This is a genomic window from Hyphococcus sp., from assembly GCF_965267305.1.
Classification (GTDB): domain Bacteria; phylum Pseudomonadota; class Alphaproteobacteria; order Caulobacterales; family Parvularculaceae; genus Hyphococcus.
The window spans coordinates 3,323,369-3,336,148 of the sequence record NZ_OZ253945.1 but is presented as its reverse complement, the minus strand read 5'-3'; the positions used below and the strand labels follow the sequence as shown (position 1 = coordinate 3,336,148).

Genomic DNA, 12,780 nt, shown 5'->3' with positions numbered 1-12,780 from the left:
GTTCCAGGACGGCTTTAAAAAAAGCGGGCTTTAAGCAACTTTTTTCTTCTGGCCAAGCACCGCGGCGATCGCCTCCACATGACGCAGGTCCGTGCCGCAGCATCCGCCGAAAATAGTCAACGACGGCACGAGACGGCGCAGCGCCGCGTTTTCAAGGCCAAACTCACCCGGATTGCCGTCATCCAGCGTCTCTGCTTCATCGAGTTCGGCATGGGAGCATTTGGAAGCATTGGCGCGCAAGCCGCGCAGACGCGACAGCCAGTGCTCGCCTTCCATCAAAACGGACGTGAAATGGGTGGGATGAGCGCAGTTGATCATGTAATAGGCGGGCTGTTTGCGCGCTTCGAAATCGGTTTCCATGATCGCCTCGCCGAGCGGCTGCCCGGACGGCAGGCGCCCGTCCGTCTCCACGGTGAATGAAATCGCGCAAGGCATGCCGGCGGCCGCCGCGGCATTGGCGAAACCGATTGCCTCGGGCGTGTTGTTCATGGTGAGCGCAGTCACGAGATCGGCGGCGGTGTGCGCAAAAATCTCCGCCTGAAACGAGTGGTAATCTTCCGCTTCTGTAACGGTCATCAAAGCGCCGGATTTATATCCGTCGCCGCGCGGACCGACATTGCCTGAGATTACGAACGGCGTTTCAAGCGCCGCCTCGTCGCGGACCTCCTCAACAAGGGCGATGGCGTCCCGGTTCGCCGCTACGAGGGCGTTCTTGTCCAACCCGAGTTTCACGCCCCAGTCGGGGCTCGCCCGCCAGGTTGCGCTTTCGAAAATAAAGCCAAAGCCGCGCCGTTTCGCCAGCAGCGCATGTTCCAGACAATAACCGCGCATCGCCGCCCGACCTTTCGGGTTTTTCAACAGTGTAAAAGACGCAAAAAACGGCAGGTCGAAACCTTTGTTGAAAATAAGGTCGGTTTCCATGCCGCTGTCGGTCAGGAATATCTCCCCTCCGAGCTGCGGCAGGTCATTATTAAATCTCCCCATGGGAACTCTCCTTTCTACTGGATACCGGAGATAGGAAGGCGTCCTTGCCCTCATTACTGGCGAAAGGAGGTTGAAACCCCTGACTTTGGACAGGGAAAAGCGATCAGTTACAGAAAATCAATTTTCCAGCGCAGCGAGTATATCAGCCGAAAACGCCGCAATATCGAAACCGCCGCCATCGTCGAAACCGCGGCGGACAATCAGCACGTCGCGCGACGGAATGATGACCAGATACTGCCCGCGATTGCCCTGCGCCGCATAGGTTCCGTCGGGCAGGCCGTGACGCTCGCCGAAAAGCCAGAACTGCGCGCCATAGCCGGGCATTTGCGCTCCGTTGGCTCGAGTCAGAGGCGGCTGCGCCGGGGCCGGCGTCGCCACATAGTCCGCCCAGCCCTCAGGTAGGATGCGCTTTCCGTCCCACATGCCGTCATTAAGATAAAGCAGCCCAATGCGCGCAAGATCGCGCGCGGTCGTCCAAACCTGCGACGACATAACGAAATCGCCGTTCCAGTCGGTTTCTAGAAAGGTACGCTCCATGCCCAGCGGCAAGAGCACTCGCCAGAACGGGTATTCGATATATTGCTGGTCGTTTTTCATGCGCTCGCGCAAGGCGCGCATCACGGTCATCGTGTCGTTGTTCGCATAGCGCCACAGCGCTCCCGGTTCGGCGACAAGACGGTTTGTGATCGCGTGATCGACGACGCGGCCGCCGCCGAAATAGACATCGTCCGTGCGGTTTCCCGCTGTCGGCGAGGTCAAACCGCTCGACATGTGCAACAGGTTCTCGAGCGTGATATGTCCGCGCGGATCGCCAGGGGATGACCAGACTTTCAGACCAGCCGGTTCGTCGATCTTTATAAGACCGTCATGAACGGCCGCGCCGATCACCGTGGCGGCGATCGACTTCGCCACCGACCATGTTCGCTGGGGCGTCATCGCATCGAAGCCTTCGCGGTATTTCTCCGCAACAATGGCGCCGTCTTTCATGACCAGAACCGCCGTCGTTTCAGTCCCTTCCCCATAGGTCGCCCGGTCGAAGGCGTTGTTGACAGTCTGCGAAAGCTCGAGGTCATCGCTGAGATTTTCGGTCAGCGGCGGCGGCGCCGGGCGGTCCCAGACGGATTTAACATAGGGAAGCTTGCTGATTGACCCATCGCCATCGCCGCTCGGCAGTTGCGCGCACCCAAGATATGGCCGCCACGCCGCCATGCGCTTGCCACCCTCATAACTGACCGTAACGGTCTTTTTCTTTTCGTCGATTACTGCATCAGGCAGCGCTGTCATGGCTTCGCGATAGTCGGGATAGATGCGGTGAAGCTCATCGCCATCGATTTCCTCCACCGTGCGGCCGGCGTTGAAATGCGCCGAACAGGTGAAGGCGGCCTTGTAGCCGGCGACAAGCGACAAATGAGCGGGGTCAGGCTCTTGCGCATGCGCAGCGCCGGTTGAGATGCAGAAGGCGCTGGCGATAGCGATAAGAAAACGCATGTCTAAAGCTTTTCCTCATAAACAGGCTGAATGTCGACCGGCAGATCGGTGAGCGAGGCGATGACTTTTTCGGCATTCGCGTCGAGCTTTGCGTATTGATCGAGGAACCCCTTTGCTTTTTCGTAGTTTCCATCGCCCTGGACGATGACGACATCCCGCGTCAGGTCTGAAATCGCCTGTTCGAGTTTGGCGAAATCGAGAACGAAGCGTTCTTCCTCCGCATTCCATGAGAGGGCGCCGGCCTTCTTGAAATAGGAATACTGGAACGCCGCCCCCTGTCCGTGCGCTTCGTTGACACCGAAACGCATGGCCCGGAAAAGCCCGACAAAATAGGTGGCAAGAAAATTGTTCTTCTCCGCCGCCGGCATCTCGCCCCGCTCCATCATGTAGAGGATGTTATAGGCGCCCATGACGTCGGCCTTGCCTTCCTCAATGGCGGAATAAAGCTCCTGCAACTGCGCGTTGACTGTGGTTTCCTCACCGTTGACCGTAATCGTGCCCGGCCCGAGGCTGTGAGACAGTTCATGGAATAGCGTTTCGCCGGACATATATTCCTTCATGAGCAGCTGCGCCTGCCCGTCGACCAGCACTTCATCGGCCATGGGCGCGAGAATGCGGTCGAACTTGGCGCCGAGAACATTGTTCAAGAGAACTTTTTTTGCGCCCTTCGCCTCGCGCACACGTTCATCATTAGGCAGGTTGAAGGCGATGGTCTGAACGCCGGGCACATTGTCGCCGCCGCCATGCACCTGATAGGTGACGGCGATAGGCGATTCAAACCCGCGCTTGAAATTCTTGTAGCTTTCATCTACCGGCAGGTTCGCCTCCATGTCGCGGAGATAGTCCTTATATTTGGCGAGCGCCGCGCTTTCTTCCGGGTTCTTTATGGTGATGAACGCCTCGAAGGCGGTTTTGTAGCCGAAGAGCCCGTCCGTGTAGACTTCGTAAGGCCCGATGGCGGCTTCGATGGGACCTTCGAGATCCATCCACGCCATTTCCGATTCATAATAATCGTCCGAGAGGAAAGACTCAGCGCGCAGCGTCAGGAAGGTCTTGAGGCTCTCATTGGTGGTGATCTCCGCCGCCTCGCGCAAAAGCTGCGCCGCGGGCTCCAGCCATTCGCGGTAATGTTCGGAATAGGGAATGGCTTTGAGACCTCCGTCTTCGGTGCGCCGGATCACCGTATAGCCCGAGGTGAACGCTTCCTCATCTTCCGGATGGTCGACGATCCATTTCGCAAATTCTTCCTTGGTCATGTCCGCAGGGTAAAACGCAGCGCCCGCCGGCATTTCCATATCGCCATAGAATGGCTTGTTGTGGTCCAGCGTGTCCCAGGGGCCGAAATGGAGATCGAACATTTCAAGGAGAAGCTCATTGCCGCTCGCCTCGATTTCTGCGCGCCATTCGGGATTCATCTCGCTGCGCTGACGCAGATAGATTTCCGACATGAGATTGCAGACCTGATTCAGCTTGTTGATGACCTGGCGCTCTTCATCAGTAAGGAAGGACGTGTCCGCCTCCATGTCCACCACCGCGAACTGGGCGCGCATGGCTTTCAATTCTTCTTCGGAAGCCTTCATCTTCACCTCACTGGCGTCCGCTGCGGTTTCGGCCGTTGCCGGCGCCGCGGCTTGCGGCGCGGTTGTCGTTTCGCGGGAACAGGCAGCGGCGAGCGCCAGCGCCGAAACGGCGACCAGGGGGGCGAACTTCGGTTTTTTCATGTCTGATCCTTAACAATTCCGGCGGCCGGACCGCCTCTTTGCGCAGCAATCTAGCCGCTCCTTTCCCTTCCGGCAAAGCCCGCCATAATCCGGCCTTGCGGCCATGCGAGGGTTTGAATATTGCTTTGAAATTATGATTTTTGGCCGATTGTATGATTCGCGTGAGCGCAAAGGGGGCGGAATGAAAAGCTGGCTGATAAGTCTCGGAGCGTTCGCCGCCATCAGCCTTTCCGGCGCAGGTCTATCCCCCGCTCGGGCCAATCCGGGGGATTTCGACCATTGGCTCAAAAGCTTCCGCGCCGAGGCCGCTTCGGCGGGAATTTCCGATAGCGTCCTCGACGAAGCGCTGACGGGCCTTTCCATCAATCCGCGCGTTTATGAGCTTAACGACAATCAGCCGGAATTCGCCCGCGGCGTTTGGGATTACCTCGACAGCGCCGTCTCCGCGACTCGCATCAACAACGGCAAAACCAAATATCTTGAGAACCAGCGCCTCTTCTCGCTGATCGAAGACGCTTACGGCGTCGATGCGGAGATCATTGCCGCCATCTGGGGCCTTGAATCTTCTTATGGCGCGATCATGGGCGATTACGACGCCATTCAGGCGCTGGCGACGCTTGCTTTCGAGGGACGGCGCACCGGCTACGGCCGCAGCCAGCTTATCGGCGCGCTCAAGATCATTCAGCATGGCTATGCAACGCGCAGCGAGCTTAAAGGCTCTTGGGCCGGGGCCATGGGCCATACGCAATTTATTCCGACTACATATCTTTCCTACGCTATCGATCATGACGGCGACGGGCGCCGCGACATTTGGAGCAATCTTGGCGACGTTTTCGCTTCGACCGCAAATTACTTAAGCGTTTCCGGGTATCGCGCGAACGAACCTTGGGGCGTTGAGGTGAGGCTGCCTTCCGGATTCGATTATTCTCTCGCGGACAGCGACGTTAAAAAGGCGGTTGTCGAATGGGCGGCTGGCGGTGTTGAGGCGATCCGGGGACCGGGGCTTATCGAACGCTTCGATCCGAATATGCGCGGGCGGCTCATTATTCCCGCCGGCGCGCGCGGACCCGCCTTCATTGTCTTCGATAATTTTGGGGCAATCCTGAAATACAACCGCTCCACCTCTTACGCGCTCGCCGTCTCGCTCCTTTCCGAGGAAATCGCCGGGCGCAGCGGCGCGGTCACCGCGTCATGGCCGCGGGACGACAGGCCCCTGACGCTCGAGGAGCGCAAGGCCTTGCAGCAGGCCCTGAAAGACCGAGGCTTCGACCCCGGCCCCGTGGACGGGATCATCGGCGCTGGGACCAAGCGCGCGCTCCGGGCCTGGCAGCAACAGGCGGGTCTGCCCGCTGACGGCTACGCCTCAGCCGCGGTGCTGGAGGCGCTCCGTTAGGCGCATTTTTCGTGGGAATTTTCCCAAGAAACACCTTGCTGCACTGCGGAAAAGCCCCTATATCGCCGCCATTGCTGCGCCGCACAAACTTATGCGCAGCGCCAGGGATTTAAGGGATAAGGAGCGCCTCATGGCCACCACCACGACGAAAACCGCAGCGAAAAAGGCCGCTGACGCCGTAACGGAAACTGCAGCCGAAATCGAGACGAACGCCAGGGAAGTTGCTTCCGAAACGGCGGATGTCATGTCTTTCTCTTCTGCGTCCGCCGCCGACTGGGCGAAGAATGCGCAACAACAATTCGAAGCGATGATGTCGTCCTTCACCGGCAATTTCGACGATATGCGCGCGCAGGCGGAAGACCTTTCCGAAACAGCACAAGCCCGCATGAAAGCAGCGCAGGATCATGCGGCGAAAACCAACGCTCGCCTAATGGAAGCGGCGCAGGAAGAAATGACAAACGCCGTTCAGTTCGCTTCCGACCTCGGCAAGGCCAAAACCTTCGCCGATGCGCTGAGCGTTCAGCAGACCTACTGGACGAAACTTTTTGAGACTCGCATGGCGCACGCCCGCGAACTGACCGAACGCTCTGTAGAGGCGGCGCGCGAAACCATGACGCCCGTTGAAACGCCGTTCGCGAACATGAAAGCCTTCGAAAAATTCTTCGCTTTCCCGCTGAAAGCCTAACGTAAAGACTTTGGCTTCGCCTTGCGCTAAATCTCCTCCTCATGAGCGGCGGAAAGCGCATAGAAAAAGCAGGGATTGAATGGGGCGCATCCGAAGGTCAGTGTAAGGCCGGGGATGCGCCCTCTTCTTTTGCGCCGCGATCGGCGCGCTTCGACGATGTCTATTTCTCCGGCGAGGGTCTTGCTGAAACGCGCCACGTTTTTCTTGCGAGCAACGATCTTCCGGCACGTTTCAATGCGCTGCGTTTTCATATCGGAGAGTTAGGCTTCGGCACCGGGCTCAATTTCCTCGCCGTCTGGGATGCTTGGACTAAGGCCGCGAAACCGCCCGGCGCGCGGCTGAATTTTCTTTCTTTCGAGGCCTACCCTCTTTCCTCTGACGATGTAGCCCATGCTCATGGGGCATGGCCTGAACTAGCTGACCTTGCCGCACGCTTGCGCGCCAGTCTCCCCCCGCCGCATCCGGGCTTTCACTTTCTCACATTCGGCGACGTCTCGCTGACGCTTTTCTATGGCGATGCGATGGAAGGTCTCGCGCGCGCCGAAGGCGGCGTAGACGCATGGTTTCTTGACGGGTTTTCTCCGGCCAAGAATCCCGATTTGTGGTCGGAAGATATTTTCCGCGAGCTCGCGCGGCTTTCGAAACCAGGCACCAGCTTCGCCACTTTCACTGTCGCAGGCGGCGTGCGCCGCGCCTTGGAAGCGGCGGGCTTTCACTGGGAAAAGCGTCCGGGCTTCGGCCGCAAAAAAGAAATGCTGGCGGGCCGCATCGACACGCCCCGCAATGAAAATAAACGCGCGCCATGGCTGCCCGCGGGCAAACCGCTGACACCCGGCGCGCGGGTGGCGGTGATCGGCGCCGGGATCGCAGGCGCAAGCCTCGCGCACGCTTTGACCGCCGCCGGATTTCAGCCTGCCGTCTATGAAGCAACTGCGGCAGCGAGCGGCGCATCGGGCAATCCGGCGGGCCTTGTCATGCCGCGGCTCGATGCAGGAGACACTCCAGCCGGCGCCTTTCACAGTCTCGCCTATCTCCACACGCAACGTTTGCTGTCAGTGCTCGGGGATGCAGTTTTCACGCCCTGCGGCGTTCTTCATCATGCAACCAACGAAAAAGAGCGCGAGCGGCAAGAAAAGCTGCTGGCCCAAGGCGCGTTGCCCGAAGGCTGGATCGAAAACAATCCAACAGGATTGTTTTTCCGGCAAGGCGGTGTCGTCGATCCGCCCGCTTTTGTGCGCGCGCTCTTAGGCGAAACGCCTGTCATCGAAGAAAAGGTGAACCGTCTCGTTCAAACGGCAAAAGGTTGGCGCGTCGTCGCGAGCAAAAGCGAAGAGGAGTTCAACGCAATTGTCATCGCCAACGGGCTCGACGCCCTGCGCTTCGCCGATGCGCGCACGCTGCCGATGTCCGGTTCTGCAGGACAGATCGACTGGTTTCCGGATGCGCCGCCGCCGGACCATGCGCATGCTTTCGGTTCTTATGCGGCCCCCAGTCCGAAAGGCGGCGCCATCATCGGCGCGACGTATGCGCCCATCGCCATCGGAGCCGAGGCGCGCTTTACGGCGGAAGCGACACAATCGAACGTCGCAGCAATCGCCCGAACGCTTCCCGACTTCGCCGCAAAGCTCGACGCTGCGAAATCCCGCCCGCGCGCATCGGTGCGCTGCACCACGCCTGACCGCCTTCCGGTCTGCGGGCCCTTGCCCGACTGGGGTTTTTACAGCGGCGCCTATGATGGCCTCAGAACCGGGAAACAAAAGGACTATCCGCCGGGCGAAAACCGGCCCGGCCTTTTCATTCTCTCCGGGCTCGGCTCGCGCGGGCTTGTCACCGCGCCTTACGCCGCCGCGCTCATCGCCGCCGAAATCTCAGGCGCGCCCGCAGACGCGACAATCCTGCAAGCGCTGCACCCTGCGCGCTTTTTTATCCGCGATTTGAAGCGCGCCGGCGCCCGATAATACCATCCTTGCGAGGCATTGGCGCTTTGGGGTAAGCCCGCTTCACGCCCTTCAGTTGAGGAAGCCAGCCATGCGCGAAACGCCTTTCGGTCCCGTCTACGACAATGTGCTTGAGGGGATCGGCATGACACCGATGGTGAGAACCTCGCGCCTCGACGCGGGCCCCTGCGAACTCTACCTCAAACTCGAATCGTCGAACCCCGGCGGCTCCATCAAGGACCGCATCGGCGTCGCCATGATCGAAGCGGCCGAGCGCGAGGGCAAGCTGAAGCCTGGCGGCACGATCATCGAGGCGACGGCGGGCAATACCGGCCTCGCCCTGGCGCTCGTCGCCGCGCAGAAGGGCTACAAGACCATCATCGTCGTGCCCGACAAGATGGCGCAGGAGAAAATCTTTCACCTCAAAGCCCTCGGCGCGGATGTGCGCCTGACGCGTTCCGACGTGGGCAAGGGCCACCCCGATTATTATCAGGACATGGCGCAGCGAATCGCCGACGAAACCGGCGCCTATTACGTCAACCAGTTCTGCAACGAGGCGAACCCCAAGGCCCATGAGGAGACGACGGGGCCGGAAATTTACGGCCAGCTCGACGGCGATGTGGACGCGGTCGTCGCGGGCGTCGGCTCCTCCGGCACCATCACCGGGTTGTCGCGCTTCTTCAAAGAGAAATCGCTTAAGACCGAGATCATCCTCGCCGATCCGCAAGGTTCGATCCTCACCGATTATGTGAACAAAGGCTCGATCCCGAACCAACTCGGCTCCTGGCTGGTCGAGGGCATCGGCGAGGATTTCATTCCCGATATCGCCGACCTTTCGCACGTCAAGAAAGCCTATGACATCACCGACAAGGAAAGCTTCGAGGCGGCGCGCGATCTCCTGAAGAAAGAGGGCATCCTTGGCGGTTCGTCGTCGGGTACAATCCTCGCCGCGGCGCTCAAATATTGCCGCGAGCAGAAGGAAAAGAAACGCGTCGTCGCCTTCGTCTGCGACCGCGGCGAGAAATATCTCTCCAAGATGTTCAACGATTACTGGATGTACGATCAGGGCTTCCTGAAGCGCCCGCCCAAAGGCGACCTCACCGATCTCATCACGCGCCGCCATTCCGAGCACGCAACCGTCACGGTGAAACCCGACGACACGCTGATGAGCGCTTACGGCAAGATGAAGCTCTACGACATTTCGCAATTGCCGGTCCTGGACGATGACGGCGATGTCAACGGCCTCCTCGACGAAGAGGATCTGCTCTTCGCCGTCGTCAGGAACCGCGACAAGTTCAGGGACCCGGTGAAATCCGCCATGACCTATCGCGTGGAGACTGTCGACGCGCGGCAGGACATGCAGTCCCTCCTCCCCATCTTCGCGAAAGGCCACGTGGCGGTGGTGCTGAACAACGGGAAATTTGAAGGGCTGATTACGCGGACGGATTTGCTGAATTATCTGCGGCTTCAGGTGGCGTGATGATCCTCTACGGCCTCAAAAACTGCGACACCTGCAAGAAAGCCATGAAGGCACTCGATGCGGCGGGCGAGAGTGTCGAATTCCACGACGTGCGCGCCGACGGCGTGACGAAAGCGCAGATCGCGAAATGGGCGAAGGCCGCCGGTTGGGAAAAGCTTCTGAATAAAGCCTCGACCACCTGGCGCGGTCTCGACGATTCCCAAAAGGAAAATGTGACGGAGAAGAAAGCCCTCGCCCTCATGGCCGAATATCCGACGCTGATCAAACGCCCCATCATCGAAAACGGCCCGACGCAAGTGTTTGTCGGCTGGTCCAAGGACGTTCAGGACAAGGTCCTTTAAGTCTTGGCGGTGCTTGAAATCCTTGTAGATGCTGACGCCTGCCCGGTGAAGGAGGAAGTCTACAAGGTCGCCTTCCGGCATGAAGTTCTCGTAACAGTAGTCGCCAACCAGCCGATACGCGTTCCCAAACATGAGATGATCCGCCGGGTCACGGTGACCGACGGTTATGATGCGGCGGATGATTATGTAGCGGAGGCGGCCCATGCGCGGGCGGTCGTGATCACGGCCGACATCCTTCTGGCGGAACGCTGCCTCAAGGCCGGCGCCGAGGTCATCAGTCCGAAAGGCGAGCCATTCACCGCCGATTCCATCGGCTCGGCCATTGCGGCGCGCGCCCTGATGGCGGATCTGCGCGCCGGGGCGGAAGGGATCTCCGGCGGTCCGGCGCGGTTTCAAAAATCCGACCGGTCGCGCTTCTTGCAAAAACTCGATGAGGCTCTGGTTCGGCTTAAGCGGGACGTCGGTTGACGTCGGTCAAAGACACCGAAATTTTTACCGGCTATCTTCGGAAAGCTTGAAGCCGGAGATTTTTAACCTATCTCGGCGTCGTCAACGGGAGGCCGCCCGATTGGCGCTTTCCCATTGACGTTGTCTGTTCGACTTTCACGAGCAAGGAGACAATGTCATGTTCAAACCGCTTAGCGTTTTCAATCGCAACCGTAACGCGCCGGCGCTTGCCGACGAAGCCGAGGCGCCGTTCTTTCAACTCCATCGGGAGATGAACCGTCTCTTCGACGATTTCTTTTCCGACTTTGGCGCGCCTTCGCTGTTCGCCAGTCAGGGCGGCAATGACGCCCGAGCCATTCACATGGACTACAAGGACACCGGAAAGGCCATTCAAATCGAGGCCGAGCTTCCCGGCGTCGACGAAGACAATATCGATGTGGAACTGCACGATAATCTCCTCACCATCCGCGGCGAGCGGAAGGATGAGGAGGAAAAGGAAGGCGTTTCCCGTCGTTCCTACGCCTCGTTCCAACGCTCCATGTCGCTCCCCTTTGACGTCGACCCCGACGCCATTGAGGCGAAATTCAAGAACGGCGTTTTAAAGCTCACCCTGCCCAAACCGCAGGAGCTTGAAGCCAGAACCAGAAAAATTTCCGTACAGCGCGGGTAAGCCAAATCGAAGGCGGCCTATGCGGCCGCCCTCGATTGCGGCTGTAATCGGAACTCTTATGCCTCCGCGGCGTTATTCACCCGGATAACGCATGACTGTCTATCTTGCATATTTTGACCCCGGCGGCGCCGACATGGACGGATTCGAACAGGAAACCGTCCAGAAGAGGCTTGCCGACAATCTTTATCTTATCGATTCCAGTGAGACGCGCTCGCGTCTCTATCACCGAATCAAGCGTTACCTGACCAAGGATGCGCCGCTTCTGGTCGCCCCCCTAGATCAGGCGCCGAAATTCAAGGGTCTGGAAGACGGCGCGCTGAAATGGACGCGCGCCCGTTTTTCCTGAGCGGCGTCTTGCCTATCTCAACCCTAGCCCATTCGGCTGTGGATCGCAGACACCCAACGTTGTATGCCATGGCGAAACAGCCAGAGGCAAAAGATGAGTAAAAACGCAAAAAACCGCCCTGCTTTCGCCACCCGCGTCATCCACGCCGGGCAGGAGTATGATCCGACGACGGGCGCGGTGATGCAGCCGATTTACCAGACGTCTACCTACGCCCAGGAAAGCCCGGGCGTCCATAAAGGCTTTGTCTACGCCCGCGGCGCGAACCCGACGCGCTTCGCCTATGAGCGCTGCATTGCGGATCTCGAAAACGGCGCGCGCGGCTTTGCATTTGCGTCGGGCATGGCGGCGATCGCCACGATGCTGGAGCTGTTTCCCGCGGGCTCGCATATCGTCGCCATGGACGATGTCTATGGCGGCACGTTCCGCCTGTTCGAGCGCGTGCGCCGCGCATCCGCCAATCTCGACTTCACCTATGTGGACCTGACCGACCCCGCGAAATTCGAAGCGGCGATCACGCCGCAGACGAAACTGGTCTGGCTCGAGACACCCACCAACCCGCTTCTGAAAATTGTCGACATCGAAGCCATCGCCAAGATCGCGAAACAACATGGCGTAACGGTCGGCTGCGACAACACTTTCGCCTCGCCCTATTGCCAGCGCCCGCTCGATCATGGCGCGGACATCGTCATGCATTCGGCGACGAAATATCTCGGCGGACATTCCGACGTCATAGGCGGCGTGCTTGTGGTCAATGACAAGGACCTCGGCGACCGCCTCGCTTTTCTACAAAACTCCGTAGGCGGCATACAGGGTCCGTTCGATTCCTTCCTCGCCCTGCGCGGCTTGAAGACGCTGGCGCTGCGACTGGAACGTTCTTCATCCAACGCCATGGCTCTCGCCGAATGGCTCGAAGCCCATCCCGCCATCGCCCGCGTCACTTATCCCGGCCTCAAATCACATCCGGGCCACGATGTCGCGAAACACCAGATGGATGCGTTCGGCGGCATGGTCACAATTTTCCTCAAAGGCGGGCTCGATGCTGCCAAAACCATGCTGGAGCGCGTTGAGCTTTTCACGCTCGCAGAATCGCTTGGCGGCGTTGAAAGCCTCATCGAGCATCCGGGCATCATGACCCACGCCTCAATCCCGCCGGAGCGCCGCAAGGAAATGGGCCTCGACGATTCGCTGGTGCGCCTTTCCATCGGCGTCGAGGATGTAGAGGATCTTCGCGCCGATCTCGATCAGGCGCTGAAGGGTCTCTAAACCGACAAGTGACAAGCAGAACGAT

At 59.4% G+C, this 12,780-nt stretch carries 12 protein-coding genes; 9 read left to right on the top strand and 3 right to left on the bottom strand.

Features of this window, described 5'->3' with window-relative positions; all coding sequences use genetic code 11:
- Positions 1-30 precede the first annotated feature (30 nt).
- The 3 genes from ACQY5P_RS16120 to ACQY5P_RS16110 all read right to left on the bottom strand — a co-directional run bounded on the left by ACQY5P_RS16120 (position 31) and on the right by ACQY5P_RS16110 (position 4,193).
- Positions 31-984, bottom strand: a complete 954-nt coding sequence (locus ACQY5P_RS16120; RefSeq protein WP_428407892.1) for a homocysteine S-methyltransferase family protein — start codon at positions 982-984, stop codon at positions 31-33.
- 117 nt (positions 985-1,101) lie between these two features.
- A complete protein-coding gene (locus ACQY5P_RS16115; protein ID WP_428407891.1) occupies positions 1,102-2,472 on the bottom strand; it encodes a serine hydrolase domain-containing protein in 1,371 nt (456 codons plus the stop codon).
- A 2-nt stretch (positions 2,473-2,474) separates the two neighbouring features.
- Positions 2,475-4,193, bottom strand: coding sequence for a dipeptidyl-peptidase 3 family protein (locus ACQY5P_RS16110; protein WP_428407890.1), 1,719 nt, complete (start codon positions 4,191-4,193; stop codon positions 2,475-2,477).
- 181 nt (positions 4,194-4,374) lie between these two features.
- On the opposite strand from ACQY5P_RS16110, the gene ACQY5P_RS16105 reads away from it, so the two are divergent.
- The 9 genes from ACQY5P_RS16105 to ACQY5P_RS16065 all read left to right on the top strand — a co-directional run bounded on the left by ACQY5P_RS16105 (position 4,375) and on the right by ACQY5P_RS16065 (position 12,755).
- Positions 4,375-5,586, top strand: a complete 1,212-nt coding sequence (locus tag ACQY5P_RS16105) for a lytic murein transglycosylase (RefSeq protein WP_428407889.1) — start codon at positions 4,375-4,377, stop codon at positions 5,584-5,586.
- 130 nt (positions 5,587-5,716) lie between these two features.
- Entirely contained in the window at positions 5,717-6,271 is a 555-nt protein-coding gene (locus ACQY5P_RS16100; RefSeq protein ID WP_428407888.1) for a phasin family protein, read from the top strand.
- A gap of 41 nt (positions 6,272-6,312) precedes the next feature.
- On the top strand, positions 6,313-8,229 hold the full coding sequence (gene mnmC, locus ACQY5P_RS16095) for a bifunctional tRNA (5-methylaminomethyl-2-thiouridine)(34)-methyltransferase MnmD/FAD-dependent 5-carboxymethylaminomethyl-2-thiouridine(34) oxidoreductase MnmC (RefSeq protein WP_428407887.1): 1,917 nt from the start codon (positions 6,313-6,315) through the stop codon (positions 8,227-8,229).
- 70 nt (positions 8,230-8,299) lie between these two features.
- Positions 8,300-9,688, top strand: coding sequence for a pyridoxal-phosphate dependent enzyme (locus tag ACQY5P_RS16090; protein ID WP_428407886.1), 1,389 nt, complete (start codon positions 8,300-8,302; stop codon positions 9,686-9,688).
- On the top strand, positions 9,688-10,029 hold the full coding sequence (locus ACQY5P_RS16085) for an arsenate reductase (protein WP_428407885.1): 342 nt from the start codon (positions 9,688-9,690) through the stop codon (positions 10,027-10,029). The genes ACQY5P_RS16090 and ACQY5P_RS16085 overlap by 1 nt, the downstream gene beginning before the upstream one ends.
- Before the next feature lie 9 nt (positions 10,030-10,038).
- Positions 10,039-10,497 (top strand): YaiI/YqxD family protein, encoded by a 459-nt coding sequence (locus ACQY5P_RS16080; protein ID WP_428410679.1) that lies wholly within the window; start codon positions 10,039-10,041, stop codon positions 10,495-10,497.
- A gap of 157 nt (positions 10,498-10,654) precedes the next feature.
- Positions 10,655-11,146: an Hsp20/alpha crystallin family protein gene (locus ACQY5P_RS16075; RefSeq protein ID WP_428407884.1), complete on the top strand. Its 492-nt coding sequence runs from the start codon at positions 10,655-10,657 to the stop codon at positions 11,144-11,146.
- Positions 11,147-11,237: 91 nt separating this feature from the next.
- Complete coding sequence (locus ACQY5P_RS16070; protein ID WP_428407883.1) at positions 11,238-11,492, top strand: hypothetical protein; 255 nt, start codon at positions 11,238-11,240, stop codon at positions 11,490-11,492.
- Between the two features lie 93 nt (positions 11,493-11,585).
- The gene (locus tag ACQY5P_RS16065) at positions 11,586-12,755 is read left to right on the top strand and encodes a cystathionine gamma-synthase (protein ID WP_428407882.1); all 1,170 of its coding nucleotides are present in this window, start codon (positions 11,586-11,588) and stop codon (positions 12,753-12,755) included.
- The last annotated feature ends 25 nt before the right edge of the window (positions 12,756-12,780 follow it).